15 protein-coding genes are annotated in these 17,375 nt (G+C 64.9%); 13 read left to right on the top strand and 2 right to left on the bottom strand.

Annotation, left to right across the window (positions count from 1 at the left end; genetic code table 11):
- The first annotated feature begins 188 nt into the window (after window positions 1–188).
- From AC3WON_RS00655 to AC3WON_RS00600, 12 genes are all read left to right on the top strand, one after another.
- Window positions 189–974 (top strand): enoyl-CoA hydratase/isomerase family protein, encoded by a 786-nt coding sequence (locus AC3WON_RS00655; RefSeq protein WP_116386244.1) that lies wholly within the window; start codon window positions 189–191, stop codon window positions 972–974.
- Between the two features lie 46 nt (window positions 975–1,020).
- Window positions 1,021–2,592, top strand: coding sequence for a class I adenylate-forming enzyme family protein (locus AC3WON_RS00650; protein ID WP_492350858.1), 1,572 nt, complete (start codon window positions 1,021–1,023; stop codon window positions 2,590–2,592).
- Between the two features lie 22 nt (window positions 2,593–2,614).
- Window positions 2,615–3,790 carry a thiolase family protein gene (locus AC3WON_RS00645; protein ID WP_116386246.1) on the top strand — a complete coding sequence of 392 codons (1,176 nt, stop codon included), beginning with the start codon at window positions 2,615–2,617 and terminating at the stop codon, window positions 3,788–3,790.
- A gap of 54 nt (window positions 3,791–3,844) precedes the next feature.
- Window positions 3,845–5,044 carry a thiolase C-terminal domain-containing protein gene (locus AC3WON_RS00640; RefSeq protein WP_492350857.1) on the top strand — a complete coding sequence of 400 codons (1,200 nt, stop codon included), beginning with the start codon at window positions 3,845–3,847 and terminating at the stop codon, window positions 5,042–5,044.
- A 12-nt stretch (window positions 5,045–5,056) separates the two neighbouring features.
- Complete coding sequence (locus AC3WON_RS00635) at window positions 5,057–5,581, top strand: Zn-ribbon domain-containing OB-fold protein (RefSeq protein WP_116386248.1); 525 nt, start codon at window positions 5,057–5,059, stop codon at window positions 5,579–5,581.
- Window positions 5,582–5,585: 4 nt separating this feature from the next.
- Window positions 5,586–6,062: a Zn-ribbon domain-containing OB-fold protein gene (locus AC3WON_RS00630; protein ID WP_116386249.1), complete on the top strand. Its 477-nt coding sequence runs from the start codon at window positions 5,586–5,588 to the stop codon at window positions 6,060–6,062.
- 53 nt (window positions 6,063–6,115) lie between these two features.
- Entirely contained in the window at window positions 6,116–7,672 is a 1,557-nt protein-coding gene (locus AC3WON_RS00625; RefSeq protein WP_492350856.1) for a class I adenylate-forming enzyme family protein, read from the top strand.
- 19 nt (window positions 7,673–7,691) lie between these two features.
- Entirely contained in the window at window positions 7,692–8,888 is a 1,197-nt protein-coding gene (locus AC3WON_RS00620) for a lipid-transfer protein (RefSeq protein ID WP_492350855.1), read from the top strand.
- Between the two features lie 53 nt (window positions 8,889–8,941).
- Complete coding sequence (locus AC3WON_RS00615) at window positions 8,942–9,721, top strand: enoyl-CoA hydratase/isomerase family protein (RefSeq protein WP_116386252.1); 780 nt, start codon at window positions 8,942–8,944, stop codon at window positions 9,719–9,721.
- Between the two features lie 53 nt (window positions 9,722–9,774).
- Window positions 9,775–10,599 carry an SDR family oxidoreductase gene (locus AC3WON_RS00610; RefSeq protein ID WP_116386253.1) on the top strand — a complete coding sequence of 275 codons (825 nt, stop codon included), beginning with the start codon at window positions 9,775–9,777 and terminating at the stop codon, window positions 10,597–10,599.
- Window positions 10,600–10,685: 86 nt separating this feature from the next.
- Complete coding sequence (locus AC3WON_RS00605) at window positions 10,686–11,363, top strand: hypothetical protein (RefSeq protein ID WP_492350854.1); 678 nt, start codon at window positions 10,686–10,688, stop codon at window positions 11,361–11,363.
- A gap of 98 nt (window positions 11,364–11,461) precedes the next feature.
- On the top strand, window positions 11,462–12,727 hold the full coding sequence (locus tag AC3WON_RS00600; RefSeq protein ID WP_492350853.1) for a lipase family protein: 1,266 nt from the start codon (window positions 11,462–11,464) through the stop codon (window positions 12,725–12,727).
- A gap of 559 nt (window positions 12,728–13,286) precedes the next feature.
- Here the strand turns inward: AC3WON_RS00600 and AC3WON_RS00595 are convergent.
- Both AC3WON_RS00595 and AC3WON_RS00590 read right to left on the bottom strand, forming a co-directional pair.
- The gene (locus AC3WON_RS00595; protein ID WP_492350852.1) at window positions 13,287–13,604 is read right to left on the bottom strand and encodes a hypothetical protein; all 318 of its coding nucleotides are present in this window, start codon (window positions 13,602–13,604) and stop codon (window positions 13,287–13,289) included.
- A 24-nt stretch (window positions 13,605–13,628) separates the two neighbouring features.
- A complete protein-coding gene (locus AC3WON_RS00590) occupies window positions 13,629–13,934 on the bottom strand; it encodes a hypothetical protein (RefSeq protein ID WP_492350851.1) in 306 nt (101 codons plus the stop codon).
- A gap of 788 nt (window positions 13,935–14,722) precedes the next feature.
- Between AC3WON_RS00590 and AC3WON_RS00585 the strand changes: the two genes are divergently transcribed.
- A complete protein-coding gene (locus AC3WON_RS00585) occupies window positions 14,723–16,510 on the top strand; it encodes a site-specific integrase (protein ID WP_492350850.1) in 1,788 nt (595 codons plus the stop codon).
- The last annotated feature ends 865 nt before the right edge of the window (window positions 16,511–17,375 follow it).

Here is a 17,375-nt window from a genome sequence, read left to right as displayed (position 1 = left end):
AAGCGGCCGCCTGGAGGCAGATCTTCGGCGCACAGCTCTGGCCCTGTCACACCCGATGACACCCGATAAGTGTGGTGCGCCCACGCGGCCGGCAACCCATCATTGAACCAGAAGCGAAGGGACAGCCAGATCCGGACTCGACTGAAGCTGGGCGGCCACGGCACTGCCACCCCGCAGGAGACAGCGCAATGCACTACGAAACCATTATCCATGAACAGCGGGGGCCAGTCGCGTGGATCACGTTGAACCGGCCAGCCGAGCTGAATGCGGTGAACCAGCGCATGCTCGAAGAGCTTCATGACGCACTCACCGCAGTACGGGCCGATGCGGGCCAAGCCGTACTGGTGTTGACCGGATCGGGCCGCGCGTTCTGCGCCGGCGCCGATCTCAAGGCGCTGCTTGTCGGCCTCGACGCCGCCCCGGGCGAGCCGAATTTCGCCGATCGCACGCTGGCCACGCTTTCGCTGCTGCGCAACATGCCCAAGCCAGTCATCGCTGCCATCAACGGGCTGACCATCGCAGGCGGGCTGGAACTGGCGATGTGCTGCGACATCCTGATCGGCGCGGCGAGCGCCAGGATCGGCGACGGCCATGCCAACTTCGGCGTGTTTCCTGGCGGTGGCGGCGCAGCGGTGCTGCCGCGCCGCGTCGGCCTCAGCCGGGCCAAGCAACTGCTGTTTACGGGCGACCTTGCCGACGCCGTGCAAATGCAGGCCTGGGGGCTGCTCAACGAGGTGCTGCCGGACGAGGAACTGCTGCCGGCGGTGGCGGCACTGGCAGAGCGGATGGCGGCCAGGAGCAGTCTCGTGCTGCGCCGCATGAAGGAAGTGGCCAACCGCTCGGTCGACCTGTCGATGGATGCCGCCCTGCGCGACGAACTGCTGATGTGCCAGCAGCACACCCGTTCCCATGACTTCCGCGAGGGTCTCGCCGCCTACAGCGAGAAGCGCCCGCCTGCATTCCGCGGCATCTGACCGCCCCGGCTGCCCCAGGCAAGCCAAAAACATAAAGGAGACAAAGATGAAGATCGACTTCTCGAGGTGGTCGCTCGATGCCGCCTCGCGTTTCGCGCAGCGCGAAGCCCTGGTCAACGTTGAGCGCAACCGCCGCTATACGCACCTGGAACTGCACCGGCTCACCAACCGGATCGCCCGCATGATCAAGGAGCGGCTCAGGCTTGCGTCAGGCGACGTCTACCTGACTATCCTCGACAACGACAATATGAGCCTGCTGACCTTCTGCACGCTGGCCAAGGCGGACGTGAAGGCGGCATGGTGCAATTTTCGGGACACCTTCGACGAACACCTCTGGCAGATCGACTGGGTCGAGCCCAAGGTGGTATTCCTCGAAACCGCGCTGCTGGACAAGTACTACGACACGCTGCGCCAGCGCGGCATCCGGATCGTGTGCATGGATCCGCTCGCGGCGCCCCGCGATGGCGTGTCCTGTTTCTGGGACCTGCTGGAGGGCGTGTCGGACGCCGAGCCGCATATCGAGCTGGACGCCGACGAACCGATGCTCCTGCGCTTCACCGGCGGCACCACCGGCCGCGGCAAGTGCTGCATGTACACGCTGAACAACTGGCTGGCCCTGCACCGCTACTTCTATTCGATGCCGGACGACATGTTCGGCTACGGCGCCCGTCACCTGAGCATTACGCCGCTGAGCCACGGGTCCGCGGCCTACGCCACGACGCTTGCTTTCAAGGGTGGCTGCCATGTGACGATGAACGCTTCGGATCTCAGGCAGTTCTGCGCCAACATCCAGAACGAGCGGATCACGTCCAGCCACCTCGTGCCGACCATCCTTTACCGCTTCCTGGAATTTGACCTGCACGAGCAATTTGACCTGTCCAGCCTGCGCACGATCCTCTATGCGGCGGCGCCGATGAGTCCGGCCAAGCTCGCGCTGCTGCAGGAGAAGTTCGGCAACATCTTCCTCCAGGCCTATGGCAGCAGCGAAGCGCTGGCACCCGTGGCGGTGCTGAGCAAGGCGGAGCACCTGTGCGCGCCCGGCCAGAGCAACCGGCGCCTGAGCTCTACCGGCATCGCACTGCCGGAAACCGAGATCGTGGTGATGGACGAACAAGGCCACGAACTGCCGGTCGGCGAGACCGGCGAACTCTGGATCCGCGGACCAGGCGTGATCAAGGGCTACTACAAGAATCCGGAAGCGACTGCAGCCGAATTCCAGGACGGCTTCTGGAAGTCCGGTGACCTCGGCTACATCGACGAAGACCGCTATGTATACATCGTCGATCGCAAGAAGGACATGATCATCAGCGGCGGCTTCAACATCTACGCCATCGAGGTCGAGGCCGCGCTCAATGCGCACCCCGCCGTGCTGATGTCGGCGGCAGTGGGCGTGCCGCATGCCGAGTGGGGCGAATCCGTGCACGCCGAGGTGGTGCTCAAGGAAGGCCATACGCCCGATCCGGCCGAGATCGTCGCCTTCTGCAAGGAGCGCATCGGGTACAAGGCGCCGAAGACGGTGACCATCGTTGACCAGCTCCCAATGACGGTGATCGGCAAGGTGCTGCGCCGGAAAGTGCGCGACAAATACTGGGCCGGTCAGCAGCGCAAGGTGAACTAGTCAACCGCTCGAGGGCAACAAGATGAGCCTGTCAAACCGTGTCGCCATCGTCTCGATGGCACAAGTCAACTACAACGAGAAGCGGGCGTGTTCGCCCGAGGAACTGGCCTACCAGGCAATCCGTCCTGTGCTGCAGGAAACCGGCCTAAGGTTCCTGCCGGCCTATGAGAAGGGCGGGATCGACGCAAGCCTGATCTGCCACGAACACTCGCGCATCGCGCGGCCATTCTCGGCCTCGCTGGTGGTGGACGTTGCCGGCGCGAACCTGCGTCCCGATGAAAAGATCGACCAGGACGGCGCCGTCGGCGTCCTTGAGGCAGCCTGGCAGATTGCCTCCGGCGAGTTCGAAACGGTGCTCGTGGTCGCCGTATGCCACGACTCCACCAGCCGCAGCGGGGGCAATGCCATCGAGAACAAGGTCTTCGATCCCTTCTTCTGCCGGCCGCTCGGCCTCGACAACGTGCAGGCTGCCGCACTACAGGCAAACCGCTACATGGAGAAGTACGGTGTCACCTCCGAGCAATGTGCCGGGGTGTCCGTGAAGAACCTGCGCCACGCGAAGGACAACCCGCTGGCGCTGCGGGCGGGCGACTACAGCGTTGCCGACGTCCTCGGCTCGAAAGCCCTGTCGGATCCGATCACGGCGCTGCAGACGCGTGCGTTCGGCGACAGCGCCATCGTGATGCTGCTGGCCAGCGAGCAGCGGGCCCGGCAACTGACCAGCAAGCCCGTCTGGATCAAGGGACAGGCCAATTGCTGCGACGGCTACTACCTGGGGGATCGCGACCTCGCGGAATCCGAGGTGCTGACGATCGCGGCGAAGAAGGCTTACCACATGGCCGGCATCAGCGATCCGCGCAAGGAGATCGATCTGCTCGAAGTGACCGACGAGTTCTCCTACCAGGAGCTGATGACCTACGAGGGACTAGGCCTGTGTGACGCCGGCCAGGGCGGCCGCTGGCTGGAGTCCGGCACGAGCAGCCGCGGCGGGCATCAGCCCGTCAACCTGTCTGGGGGGGCGCTGTCCGGCTGTTCCCATACCACCATCGGCATGGGCCGCATTGCCGAGATCGTGTTGCAACTGCGCGGCGAGGCGGGTGTACGCCAAGTGGACGGTGCCCGCACGGGGCTTGCGCACCTGGCTTCGGGGCCTTGCGGGCAATTGCAGCAGGTCATGGTCCTGGGCACCACGCCCTGAGGTCCGGCAGGTGACGCGGGACGACGCAAGACGTCGCGGCAACGGAGAAACTGAATGAATCGCAGAGTGGCAATCATCGGCTTTGGCCAGACAGAGATGATGGCGCGTAGCCCGCTGAGCAAGGCGGAGCTGGCCAACCAGGCCGTGCGGCGGGCACTGGAAGATGCGCAGATCACAATGAAGCAGGTCGACGAGGTCGTGCTGGCCGACATCGACTACGTGTCGGGGACCGCTGAATCGGAAATGGAGCTGGCCGACTGGGTCGGGCATCGCCGCAAGCCCGTGGTCAAGATCGAGACCGGCGGCACCGTGGGTGGGTCGGCGGCGTTGTCGGCCGTACACCATATCGCCGCCGGTGCCTGTGACGTTGCGCTGGTGTCGGCAACGGCGAAGTTCGTCGGCCCGCCGCCCGGCACGCTGCCGCGCGGGCCGTTCCTGCAGGCGGCGATCAATTCCGGCCTGCACGCGCTCACCGAGAAATGGTGCAGCGTGGGCGCCGTGGGGACCTTCTCCCTGATGGCGAGCTCCTATGTGAAGCTGTCCGGCTGCACCGAGGAAGCGGTTGCCATCGCCCGGGTCAAGGCCGCCAACAACGCGCTGAAAAACCCCTATGCGCATCTGCGCGAGCACCTGACCGTGGACGACGTGCTCAACTCGCCCATGCTGACTGCGCCGATGCGCCAGCTCCATATGTGCCCGATCACCGAAGGCTCGGCGGCGATGATCTTCGCCAGCGAGGACGTAGCGCACAAGCTCACCAACAAATCGGTATGGGTGAAGGACATGGTCACCATCCACTCCGCGCAGCACTGGGCCGCGCTGCAGGACTTCATCGCTCCCAAGGAGCGTTGCGTGCTGCCGAGCCTGGCCAAGGCGTGCGAAGTGCTCTACAAGCGCAACGGCATCACGCATCCTGCCAAACAGCTCGATGTGATCGAGATGTACGAACCCTGCACCTGGGCAGAACTGGTGTGGATGGAAACCATGGGCCTTTGCGAGCCGAACCAGGCCTGGAAGCTGATGGGCACCGGCGCCACCGATATCGATGGCGAACTGCCCATCAATCCATCGGGCGGGGTCACGTGTACCAACCCGGGCGTTCCCTCGACCCTGCTGCGTTATGGCGAACTGGCCCTGCAGATCCGCGGCGATGCCGGCGAACACCAGGTCCCGCGCGATGTCAGGCTTGGCCTGGCCACCGGCTTCGGCGGCACCGGCTGGACGCCGCTGATGCTGCTGTCCAAGGACAAGTAAGGAGGAAAGGCAATGAGCACCGAGCAACCCGAAACCCTTCCCGTGCCGCCGACGCGCCTGCGCACGCCCTTCTTCATGGAGTACCCGCTGGGCCTGTTCAACGGCAGGTTTTCCCGCGAAATGCGCGACCACGGCCGCCTCCTTGGCATGGTCTGCCGCCATTGCGGCTTCAGCATGCTGCCGCCGCAGGCCGTTTGCAGCGTCTGCCATGGCGAGAACTTCGAGGATCCGCAATGGGTGGAGATGGGGCCAGAGGCCACGGTGGCGGGCTTCATGTCGTTCAACATGCCATTCATCGACCCCAACGATCTCTCGGTACAGTCAAGCGCCTATCCCGTCGGCGTCCTGATGGTCGATTCGCCGGGCCGCAATGCGGGCTTCCTGTGGCACTACATCGGCGAAACCGACCTGAGCAAGGTGCACAACGGCATGCGCGTACGCGCCGTTTTCCGGCCCGAAGCCGAGCGCAAGGGGTTGATGACCGACATCCTCTACTGGGAACCGGTGCGAGACCCTGACACAACACAAGGAGACTAAGGCCATGTATCCCGCATACCTGGAAGACGCGGAGCCCGCGATCTTGCGCCAGCCGGTGCTGTATGCCGACATCAATTTCGACGTGGGCGAGATCAACGGCCGCTTCTTCGCCACGCTGCGCGACCACGGCAGGATCACCGCGACCTGTTGCGCCGCCTGCTCGCGCACCTACGTCCCGCCAAGGCTGTCCTGCCCCGAGTGCTTTGCCGAGCTGCGCGATTGGGCCGACGTCAGCGACACCGGCACGCTGGTGACCTGCACCATCGTGCGCGAGCCCGGGATGCTGCAACCCGTGGCCCGCCCATATGTCCTGGGGCTCATCCGCCTCGATGGTGCCGATACGGCCCTGGTGCACTACCTCGGTGAAATCGACCCCGCGGCCGTGAAGCCCGGCATGCGCGTGCGCGCCGTGCTGGCGGACGAGCGCGTGGGCAACATCTGGGACATCCGCTATTTCAAACCGGTCGGCGACAGCGCCTGATCGAGATCCGGCAGCACACTTGCGCGCAAGCCAGGCCTCAGGAGACAAAGGATATGGCAATCATCGATTTCTTCGACCGTGGCTGGCAGATCGATCCCAACGCCGCTGCCTACGTGATGGATGAACAGGTGTTCACCTTCGAAGAGGTAGGGACACTTTCATGCCGCATCGCGAATGCGCTGCTCGCCGCGGGTATGGGACGCGGGAAGATCGGCGCGGTGCTGGGAGCCAACCATCCCACCGCGTGGACCTGCACGCTGGGCCTATGGCGAGCCGGCATGGCGTGGATGCCGGTCAATCCACGCGGCTCGACGGAAGAGAACCAGCAATTGCTGGACGGCTTTGATTGCGAAGTCCTGTTCTTCCAGAAGGCGTTCGCGCCCGTGGTAGAGGCAATGCGCCCGAAGCTGCCCAAGGTCAGGCTCTATGTCTGCATCGAAGAAGCCGCGCCAGGCGCGAGCGGACTGCCGGACTGGACTGCGGCCCAACCGGCGAACAGGCCGGAGGTTTTGTACGAGCCGGATGACACGATCGCGGTCATGCCAACCGGCGGCACGACAGGGCTGCCCAAGGGGGTGATGAACACCCATCGCAGCTTCCAGGCCTTCTGCGCGCAGTTCATGATCGCCTGCAGCTACCGCGCCGACGAGAAGATCGTGAACCTGGCCGCCGCGCCCATGACGCACACGGCGGGTGTGCTGTCGCTGCCGTGTACCGCGCGTGGCGGCACGGTGGTGGTACTGACCAAGCCGGATCCCGCCGCGCTGGTCGAGGCAATCGAGAAGCACCGGGTCAGCGAGTTCTTCCTGCCGCCGACCGTGATCTATCGGCTGCTCGACATGCCGGGCATCGGGGAGCACGACTACTCCTCGCTGAAGTACTTCATCTGCGGCGCGGCACCGATGTCGGCCGAAAAGCTGCGCCGTGCGATGGCGGTGTTCGGGCCGGTCATGATGGAAGCCTACGGCCAGACCGAGGCGCCAGGATCGATCGCGATCAAGCGGCCCGAGGAAAACTTCTCCGGCGGCGAGATTGCCGACGAAGCGCGGCTGCTTTCATGCGGCCGCCCCGGCCCGCTGGTGCGCGTGGCGATCATGAACGCACGCAACGAGCCGCTTGCCACCGGCGAGACCGGCGAGATCTGCGTGCGCGGCGACCTGGTGATGAAGGGCTACTACAAGGCGCCGGAAAAGACGGCTGAGGCGATCATCGACGGCTGGCTGCACACCGGGGACATCGGGCACATCGATGGCGACGGCTACCTGCGCATCACGGACCGCAAGAAGGACATGGTCATCACGGGTGGCTTCAATGTGTATCCGAGCGAAGTCGAGCAGGTGATCTGGGCCCACCCGGCGGTGCGGGACTGTGCGGTGATCGGCGTGCCGGACGCCACCTGGGGCGAGGCCGTCAAGGCCGTGGTCGAACTGAACCCGGGCATGGATGTAAGCGGCGAGGAGTTGATTGCGCTGTGCAAGGAAAGGCTGGGCAGCGTGAAGGCACCGAAGTCGGTGGATTTCGTCGCCACCCTGCCGCGCAGCCCCAACGGCAAGGTGCTGAAGAAGGACCTGCGCACGCCGTACTGGACCGCGCAGAACCACAGCATCTGATGACAGGACGAGGAGATCCATGAGCAGCAATGTACTGATCGCTGGCGTCGGGATGGTGCCGTTTCGGCGCCCCGGTCAGAGCGACCCCTATGACGTGATGGCCGAAAAGGCGGTGCGCACGGCGCTGGCCGATGCCGGCATCGAATACAGTCTTGTGGACCAGGCTTTCGCGAGCTTCGTCTATGGGGACTCATGTTCGGGGGAGCGCGCGCTCTACCGGGTAGGCATGACCGGCATCCCGATCACCAACGTCAACAACAACTGTGCTTCGGGCTCTTCCGCGCTGTACCTTGCGCGGCAGGCCGTGCTGGCAGGCGCAGCGGAATGCGCGCTTGCGGTCGGCTTTGAGCAAATGCAGCCCGGCGCGCTGGACCGTGTGTTTCCAGGCCATGCCGATCCGCTGGAGCGCCACCGCGAGAGCGTGGCGGCGGCGATGGGATTTGGTGATGCGGAACGCGCGTTGCCGCCGGCGCTGATGATGTTCGGCTCGCAGCTCGAATGGACGGCGCGCGAACTGCATATCCCGGACGAGGTGTTCGCGCGCATTGCGGTGAAGGCGCGCGCGCATGCCAGGCACAATCCCTACGCGATCTTCCGCGATCCGCTCACCGTCGAAGAGGTGCTGGCCGCCCCCACGGTCTGGGGGCGCCTGCGCAAGCTCTACGCCTGCCCGCCGAGCTGTGGCGCGGCCGCCGTGATTGTGTGCAGCGAGCCGTTTGCGCGACGCCACGGGCTGCGTACGGACGTGGCGATCCTCGCGCACGAGATAGGCAGCGATATTTCCGCCGACCTGGATCCGCCCAACGTGCCCGATGCGCTGAGCCGCGGCGCGGCGCGGCGCACGGCTGAGCGCGCGTACGCCATGGCCGGCGTGGCGCCGCAGGACATTGACGTGGCGGAGGTGCACGACTGCTTCGTCAGCAACGAGTTGCTCACCTACGCGTGCCTGGGCTTCTGCGAAGAGCAAGACCTTGAGCGCTTCGTGGTCGAGGGACGCAACACCTACGGCGGCCAGGTGGTGGTGTGTCCGTCAGGTGGCTTGTTGTCCAAGGGGCACCCGCTGGGCGCGACCGGGCTGGCGCAGATCACCGAGCTCACCACTCAATTGCGTGGCAGCGCCGGCAAGCGGCAGGTCGAGGGCGCCCGCACGGCGCTGCAGCACAACGGCGGGTTGGGCACTGCGGTATCCGTCGCGATCCTGCAGCGCCAGGGCTGACCCGCGGATCGTGCTCATCTCGACCACTAGCTATCATCTCCGGGAGCCTGACCATGGACCAACCCGTCCTTCTGACGCGGCAAGGTGCCGTCGCCACCATTACGCTGAACCGGCCCGAGCGGGGCAACGCCATCGACACCGAGGCGGCGCGCGCGCTGATCGGGTGCATCGACGAGGTGGCAGCCGACACGGCGGTACGCACGGTCGTGTTGCGCGCTGTGGGGCGGCAGTTCTGCGCCGGTGGGAACATCGACGCCTTCCTCCGTGCCGGCGCGAGCCTGCCGTCCATGCTCGATGAACTGCTTGGTCCGCTGCATGCGGCTCTGTACAAGCTCGCAACCTTGCCGGTTCCGGTGATCAGCGCCGTCAACGGGCCGGTCGGCGGCGGCGGCATTGGCTTGGCACTTTGCGCGGATATCGTGCTGGCGGCCGAGTCGATGAAGCTGCGCGGCGGCTACTCCGCCATCGGGCTCACACCGGATGCCGGTTCGTCCTGGTTCCTGACGCGCCGCGTCGGAGCCATGCGTGCCAAGCAAATCTTCTTTACCAATCGGGCGCTTTCCGCCAGGCAGTGCCTGGAGATGGGGATTGTGAGCGAAGTGGTCCCGGATCCCGAACTCGTCGCACACACGGATGCGCTGGCTGAAACACTGGCGCACGGGGCGACCGCAGCGCTGGGGCGGATCAAGCAACTGGTAGACGGCGCGCACGAGAGAACACTGCGCGCGCACCTCGATCTGGAGCAGAGGCTGATGGTCGAGTCCGCCGCCGGTGCTCACGCCGCTGAAGGCGTCGCTGCCTTTATCGAAAGACGGGCGCCCCGGTTCGACTGACACTGGACGCCAGGCGGCTCCGGCCCTGGTAGCGTTCTTCACGAGGCAAGTCAATGCAAGTCAATCTCGATTTCACCGGCCGCCACGTTTTCGTGTTCGGCGGCACGACCGGCATCAACTTCGGCATCGCCCAGGCGTTCGCCAGGCAAGGCGCCACGGTGACTGTGGCCAGCCGCAAGCAGGAGAACGTCGATGCCGCGCACCTGCAGCTCGCACAGCTGGGCGGGCCGGTCCTTGGGGTCTGCGCCGATGTGCGCGATTTCGATGCGGTAGGCCGGGCGTTCGCCGAAGCGGTCGAGCGCTTCGGCCCTGTCGATGTGCTGATTTCCGGTGCTGCGGGCAATTTTCTGTGCGAGGCGAAGGACATGTCGTCGAACGGCTTTCGCGTGGTGGTCGACATCGACCTGGTCGGCACCTTTCACGTGCTGCGCCAGGCCTATGGCCACCTGCGCAAGCCAGGCGCGGCGGTGATCAATATCACAGCGCCGCAGTCCTTCGTTCCGATGCGCTACCAGGCGCACGCCAGTGCCGCCAAGGCGGGGGTCGACCAACTGACGCGCGTGCTTGCGCTCGAATGGGGCGGTGATGGCATCCGCATCAACTCGATCTCGCCAGGGCCGATCGAGGGTACGGAGGGCTTCCGGCGGTTGATGGCGCCCACCGAGGCGGAGCGCGCCGCTGCGCAATCCAGCGTGCCGATGCAGCGCTTTGGCACCGTGGACGATATCGCCAATCTTGCACTGTTCCTGGCATCGCCCTATGCGGGGTACATCTCGGGCGCGCTTGTGCCGTGCGACGGCGGTGGTGCCCTGGAGAGCGTCAAGGTGCCACTCGAAGCGGCGGGCCGTGCGGCAGCGGGGAGCGAAAAGCCGGCTTGAAGGGCGCTGTCCGCGATCTGGCTGGCCTCCGCTGGAATCACCGTCAGGCCGCACGCGCTATGGCGCCGGCCGGCAGGAGATGGAATGTGAGTGGCAACGACAACAGCGAGAGCACCCGCGGCGCCGTGCTGGCGAGGCTCACCTCCTTGCGGCATGAGATTCGCCGCGCCAGCCGGCGTGCGAATGCGCTCGCCGCCCGTGCCGGGCGTCTGGGCAGCGAGGCCTATCGCGCCGCATTGGCAGAGGTCTTCGATGACTGGATGACCAACAGCATCGGGCAGCAGCAACTTGTCTGCTTTGCCTCGGCAGCCGAGCTCGGGATCCTGCTGGAGCAGCACGTTGATCGATGCTTCGCCACGGCAATGCAGTCGGAGGGCCAACTGCTGCGCGTCCTCTACTGGGCGGTCATGCGGCGCTGGGACTTCTACCGCCGCCTGCGCGCCGGTGACGGCCAGTGCCTGCCAGTTCAGGCTGGCCTGGTGGACGGTGCTTCACTGAATCCGCAGGCGCTGTGCGCGGACTGCGCCCGACTGTCGGACGACCCCAGGCGCGGAACCGGCCATGCGCGCCTCTATGCTCTTTCCGCCGCGTCCCGCCGGCACTACTCCTCGCACCTGGCGGTGTTGCGGTGCGAGCACCGTTGCAGCACCTGCGGGGCGCGCTGGGTGATGAGTTGCCACGCGGGCGACCCATTTGTCGGCTGGACTTTGCGCTGCGGCAGTACCCGCCAGGCCTCACAGCCGGGCATGCATGTGGTTGCCTGATGGCTGTAGGCGTTGCGGCGCACGCCATCAGTCAGCCGATTCCATGAGGCAAGGCGCCTTCGCGCGCCTGCGCCAGCAAACCTGACAGGAGAAGACGCATGACTCGTCGTACTGCAAGTCCGTTGCGGACCCGCGTAACGTCTCGCGCCCCCGGCATGGCCCTTGCCAGGGGCGCGGCACGCGCAGTCCTGGCGATTGCCATGGCGCTGTGTGTTCTGGCTGGCGCGCCAGCGCTAGCCAGCCCGCTCGACGACCCGAGGAACGATGCCTTCTACACGCCGCCCCAGCCGTTGCCGAGCGGGCCCCATGGCACGCTGATCCGCTCCCGTCCATTCATTCCGGTTGGATTGCTGGCTTACGGCTGGCAGATCATGTACAAGTCCACCGACGTCAATGGCTTGCCGATTGCCATCACTGGCACCGTGCTGGTGCCCTTTACGCCGTGGCTCCTCGGCCCCCGGCCGGTTATTGCGTGGGCTCCAGGAACGCAGGGTCAAGCCGACAACTGCGCGCCCTCGCACCAGTACGCGCTGGGCTCGGAATATGAAGCGACGGTTGCCGGCGCAACGCCGGCAACCCTAGCCCGCGGTTGGGCGATCGCGATGACAGACTATCAGGGTCTTGGTACACCGGGCGATCACACCTGGGGGATCGGCAAGGCCGAAGGGCAAGCCGTCCTCGACGCGGCACTGGCGGCGCAGCAGTTGAGCGGCGCGGGCCTGTCGGCGAACGCCCCCGTCGGCATCATGGGCTATTCTCAGGGGGGCCATGCAGCGGCTTTCGCGGCCGAACTGCAGCCCGCATATGCCCCCGGCCTCAATGTGCGGGGCGTTGCCGCAGGAGCTGGGCCATTCAGCATCGCTGATGTGTATGCGAACGTTAATGGTGGCCCGTTCGGCGGGGTAGGGCCGGTTGCGCTGATGGGCCTGAACGCCGCCTACCCTGAACTTGGCCTCTCATCGATCCTCACACCCTATGGGCAGTCGGTGATTGCCGACTTTCGCGGCACAAAATGCCTGCTTGACGTGACTGCCAGCTATCCGTTCCTGTCTGATTCGGTCCTCGTCCAGGGTCCGGCCATCCTGAACCGCGCCGACTGGCTGGCGCGCATGGCGCAGAACCAGAGCGGCAATGGCGTGCCTGCCGTACCGGCGTTGGTGTATGCGGGAACCCTCGACGAGATCATTCCCTTTGGGCAGAACCAGAAGCTGTTTGCCGCCTGGTGTGCGCGCGGTGGCAACGTGGCGTTTAGGACCATCGGCGCGACCGAACACGCCACTGGGCTGCTTCTCGGCTTGCCGGTTGCACTGGACTGGATGACACAGCGATTCGACAGTGTCCCTTCGGTATCCGAGTGCCCATAGGGCGCTGTCCTCGCTTGAATTTCGTCTCAATAGCAAACCGTTCGGGCCGCGTACGCTTGCCCACGCGCGTCGGAGAACACAACGACCTTCTTCGACGAAGGGTAGGACAATTCCGTTTGGGGCTGCGTAAGGGCTTCGATTAGTTAGTGCTCTCATTGATGCAGGCTGGCACGGCCCACATATGCCGCGGGGAGATGATTGACGGGACTGCAGCCGGTTGCCGCCGCTGATGGCAATCAGGCAGTCTCGGTCGAGAGTGTCGTAGCTCAGGTGCGGGCCTTTTTATCGATCTTGCGACACCATCCGCCATGTCGGAATGCTGCCCTCGAAACTATCGAACCACTCCCCGATCGCGTCGGCCACAAGACTTCGATCACAAGTAACGACATCCGGAACGCATGCGAGAGTGAGGCTTTCGCCGTCAAAACGTCGTTCCGCCTGAGCCGCCAGGCGTTGCGGTCTCGTGAATTTAGTGGGCGCTACGACCTTTTAAAACCCACGGGACATTGCATAACCCGCGGCGACGGGCAGGGTGATTCGCGCAATTTTTCAACAGGATCTACTCTGGCCCTTTGACGATTTCTCCCCACGAAAATAGCGATGTGGCGGTTGTTCGCTTTATCGGAGCAAGAACTTGTAGTGCGATGCTATCCAGCTGGACAGGCCTGATGATCTCGCGATCCACATCGTGAATTTTGGCTTCCGTGGTGCAGATTGTCTGCTGGTCCCCTGCACCTTGCCAAGCTTCTTTCAGGACGGCGCTGTAGTGCCCGGTAGCTTCGGTACCGCTTTCGTCATTGCTGATATCGACGGCAGCAAGCAGCTTAACTGCCTCCTCATCGCCATCCGGCACCAGTTCTATGCGTACCCGCAACATAGGTCAATTCCTTGCTTGGTTGGTTCATTGGGTCGGCTGGGCTTGCTCCATGTCGTCAAGCTTGGTTCGAAGTGTTTCCACGAGCCAGCAGACAAAGCTTTCCCATCCTTCTTGGCGGATGGCTAGGCCCTTGCCACCCTCGATCAGAACGCAGGTTGGAAGCGCTCTGTCTGTAAGCTCGGGATGGCGCAGCAGCCAGCGAGCAAGGATGTTCTCCAACTCGTACGGGACATCCTGAAGATGCAGGTAGGTGCCGACCTCAGCTTCGAAGTGAGGAAGCCCGGCCGGCAGCCAGGACGATAAGTGCCGCATTTTCTGTTGCAGTGACATAGCAGACGGCCAACACAGCCCGTTCCGTTCCCATCTGTGATGGTAAAGCGGATTTCAGTGGGCGAGTCGGAATGTTTGGCCGAAGAGACCTCAGAGGCGACTGGGCAAGGTCGCCAGAGCGCTGCCAACCGGACGGGGGACTAGCCAAGGGAGCGTCCACGATCTCCGAGCAGCGGTCTTCTTTCCGAGCGGGAAGTTTTTGCTCGCTTGAGCCGGACTTTGTCACTTCAATCTACCGCCCGAGAGGTGGTGACGGCCGCGCGTGAGGGCGAGTCGGACGATCTCCACATTCAGCCATCGCACGACACTATACATTCAGTTACCGGACAGCTTTCCGTTAGGGGCTGACGCAGACCTGGATCGCGTGTGCAGAAATTGCGAATCGTTGTGCAAGATAACCCGGCTTATTTAGCAGCGAAAAAGTGACGACGGATGCGAGGTAGTAGCGATCCGTGCGTCTTTGGTGTGACGTGACGGTGGCGGGGCGCACCGCTTGCGCGGCCCAGCGATGGCCGGATGCCGCCCCAAGCCCTTGCCGTCCGGCGATTTGCCCGCGCAGTGGGCCAGTCCGATGACTAAAGTGAGAAAAGCGCTTCGTCCGGCCACTGACCGGCGAAGCCTGCGCGATGCCGTCTACCGATGCCCCACTGCCCCGCATTACGCGTCCCCGCCTACACCGCGGGCACTTCGCTTTCCTGCGCGGGGTGATTCAGGGCTTGTCGCCCCGCGTGCTTTGGGATCGCTATCTGAGCGATCAGGGGGTCTTTGAGGGCCCCGATGTGCATCGGATGACCGGCTGGATCCGCGGCGAACTGGCGGCGACCGCCGCGCGCGGCGGCAACTTTGGCCGCGCGCACCTGCTGCGCCTGGACCTGTCGCCGCGCGCCTCGCCGGAGTTGCCGGCGCTGGATACCTTTGTCGCCGCGGCCGGGCTCGAGGGTTTCAGCGAAGCCGAGCAGCACGCGGCCTATGCCGCGCGCTACGGCACGGCGCTCGCTCAGGACCAGCGGCGGGTGCAGTTGTTGCGGCGCCAGCTGTTTGCCGTTCATACCCTCGAGGCCCAGGCGGCGCTGCCGGTTGGCCTGCAGGATGGGTGTGAGGCGTGGTTTGTCGATTCCTTGGCGACGCGCTTGGCCAGCCACGGGGTGGCGACGCTGGCGGACCTGCATGCGCGGATGGCCGCGAGTCCGGCCTGGTGGCGGGACGTGCCGGGGATTGGAGTCGGCAAGGCCGGCGCACTGCGGCGCTTTGTCGAGGCGCACGCACAGACCCTCGGGCCGTTGCCGGTGCCGGAAGCGGCGCGTACAGACGCCAGCCCTGCATCCGAAATGCTACGGGCGGTTGTGACGGTGTCGCCGCTGATGCCGCTGGAGCGCCTGGTGCTGCCAGATTCGCGCAGCGGCCGAGACGGCCGCTTCCGCGCCGACCGCGCGCGCTGCCACCTCGCGGCTGACGATGACCGCGCGGCGATCCTGGCCTGGCTCGCAACCAAGGGGCCGGCGTTGGGCGCCCAGGCACGTCTGACGCACACCCAACTGGCCTATCGCAAGGAGGCGGAGCGGTTTCTGTTGTGGATCACGCTGGAGCGCCGCTGTGCATTGTCTTCGGCGACGGTGGAGGACTGCTTGGCGTACCGGGATTTTCTGCTCGACCCGCCTGCCGCCTGGTGCGGGCCGCGCGCCGTTCCGCGCTGGCAGGCGGGATGGCGTCCGCTCGAGGGTCCGCTGTCGCCGCGCTCCTGCAGCTACGCGTTGTCGGTGCTGGGAAACCTATTCGGCTTTCTGGTGCACCAGGGGTACCTGGTCGGCAACCCGTGGCGCGCGGTCACGCCGCCCAAGCGGCGCTCGAACGGCCCCGATATCGGCCGCGGGCTAACCGCGGCGCAGTGGGCGCATGTCCGGAAGACGCTCGCGTGCTTGCCGGCGGGCTTGGAGGCGCAGCGCCTGCAACTGGCGCTGCCGCTACTACACGCGACCGGCCTGAGGCTGACCGAAATGCTGGCGGCCACCACCGACGACCTGCGTTGGGAGGACTGTGCCGAGGACGCCTTCTCACGGCGCGGTGGGTGGTGGCTAACGGTGCAGGGCAAGGGCGCCAAGCTGCGCGAGGTGCCAGTGCCGCCGGCGTGGGTCGAGCAGCTGGCGGCCTATCTGGCGGCCCGCGGTTACGCCGGCGACGTAGCGCAACAGCCTGGGATCCCGCTGTTCGGTCCGACGCGCCGCGGCCCGCCTCCAGTTGTCAGTCGGGGGGCGGCAGACCGATCAAGCAGGCCAAACAGCCCGGGTCAATCTAGAGATGGCGTATCCGCCAGTGCCTTTCACCGCCAGCTCAAGCGCTTCCTGGCCATCTGTGCTGACAGCCTGGCGCAGAGCGAGCCCGCCGCTGCGGTGCGCTTGCGGCGGGCCAGTGCCCATTGGATGCGCCATACCCATATCTCTCACGCCTTGGCCGCGGGGGTCCCTGTGGAAGTGGTGCAACAGAATGTCGGGCACGCCTCGCTCGACACGACCACATGCTATGTGCGCACCGAGCACGCGCGCCGGCAAAGCCTGATGGAAAGGCTCTGGGCGGAATAAAAAATATTAATTTTATTGCCGCTGCTGCGAGCTTTTCCAGAAATAAAGCTTATATCAACTTTAACTCTGCAGATCGAATTAAAATGGAGAAATAGCGTTTTTTTTATATGATTCAGCATTCAATGCTGAGTCAGTATAAGTCGTGCAGTTTCGCCCGTGAGTGTCGTCTGAAAAATAAATAAGCCGCCTTGTAGGGCGGCTTATTTCGTGCATACACTGGGGTGGCACCAATAACTAGGAGAAACCACAGCGATACACAATTCCGGTGCGCCGGTGGCGCACCGCCCTTCAACGTCTCCGCATGACTTGCATGCCGACGCTGTTTCCGGGGCATCTTTCAATACTGCTGGTTGGCGCTGACAGTATGGAAGATGGATCGGCAACCGTCAAGGCAGGAATTCCTTTATGCGTGGATTCTCTGCAAGGCTGTGGAACAACCCAACTTCTTCCGATGCTTCATCGCTCACCATCGCCCCCGCGCCATCGCCTGCGCGGGGCGGGACAACGTTTGTCGGCCTCGCGCGCCTGGCGGTTCCTAACACGCGCCGCGATCGCCCACTGGCACAGCGGCGCAAGGCACGCCGGCCCCTTCGCGCTCCCTAAGGACGCCCTTCCCCATGCGGCGTTTGGGACGCACGCTGGGGAGTATCTTGGGACGGACCGCGCCTCCCTTCCACCGCTACGGGTCAATGCCTGCCACCCTCGCATGGGTAAGCGCGTTGCTCTATATAGCGCAAACGCGCGGTGGCGAGCCGAGCCGTTGCTGCTCGCAGGGTCCCGCTTGCCGAATTGCCCCTGCTCGGGTGCGTCGCGTTTTGCCACGGGAGCACGCCATGGCCACTAGGGGGCGTCGCCAATCCGACAT

The organism is Cupriavidus sp. FW305-46 (assembly GCF_058787075.1).
The sequence above is the reverse complement of the archived record's forward strand: the minus strand, read 5'-3'. Positions and strand labels throughout refer to the sequence as shown.

Bases quoted from the DNA above. Each gene is read 5' to 3' on its own strand.
- AC3WON_RS00650 (WP_492350858.1), top strand. From the start codon at position 1,021: ATGAAGATCGACTTCTCGAGGTGGTCGCTCGATGCCGCCTCGCGTTTC.
- AC3WON_RS00590 (WP_492350851.1), bottom strand. From the start codon at position 13,934: ATGTCACTGCAACAGAAAATGCGGCACTTATCGTCCTGGCTGCCGGCC.
- AC3WON_RS00600 (WP_492350853.1), top strand. From the start codon at position 11,462: ATGACTCGTCGTACTGCAAGTCCGTTGCGGACCCGCGTAACGTCTCGC.
- AC3WON_RS00655 (WP_116386244.1), top strand. From the start codon at position 189: ATGCACTACGAAACCATTATCCATGAACAGCGGGGGCCAGTCGCGTGG.
- AC3WON_RS00625 (WP_492350856.1), top strand. From the start codon at position 6,116: ATGGCAATCATCGATTTCTTCGACCGTGGCTGGCAGATCGATCCCAAC.
- AC3WON_RS00645 (WP_116386246.1), top strand. From the start codon at position 2,615: ATGAGCCTGTCAAACCGTGTCGCCATCGTCTCGATGGCACAAGTCAAC.
- AC3WON_RS00620 (WP_492350855.1), top strand. From the start codon at position 7,692: ATGAGCAGCAATGTACTGATCGCTGGCGTCGGGATGGTGCCGTTTCGG.
- AC3WON_RS00615 (WP_116386252.1), top strand. From the start codon at position 8,942: ATGGACCAACCCGTCCTTCTGACGCGGCAAGGTGCCGTCGCCACCATT.
- AC3WON_RS00610 (WP_116386253.1), top strand. From the start codon at position 9,775: ATGCAAGTCAATCTCGATTTCACCGGCCGCCACGTTTTCGTGTTCGGC.
- AC3WON_RS00640 (WP_492350857.1), top strand. From the start codon at position 3,845: ATGAATCGCAGAGTGGCAATCATCGGCTTTGGCCAGACAGAGATGATG.
- AC3WON_RS00595 (WP_492350852.1), bottom strand. From the start codon at position 13,604: ATGTTGCGGGTACGCATAGAACTGGTGCCGGATGGCGATGAGGAGGCA.
- AC3WON_RS00585 (WP_492350850.1), top strand. From the start codon at position 14,723: ATGACCGGCTGGATCCGCGGCGAACTGGCGGCGACCGCCGCGCGCGGC.
- AC3WON_RS00635 (WP_116386248.1), top strand. From the start codon at position 5,057: ATGAGCACCGAGCAACCCGAAACCCTTCCCGTGCCGCCGACGCGCCTG.
- AC3WON_RS00630 (WP_116386249.1), top strand. From the start codon at position 5,586: ATGTATCCCGCATACCTGGAAGACGCGGAGCCCGCGATCTTGCGCCAG.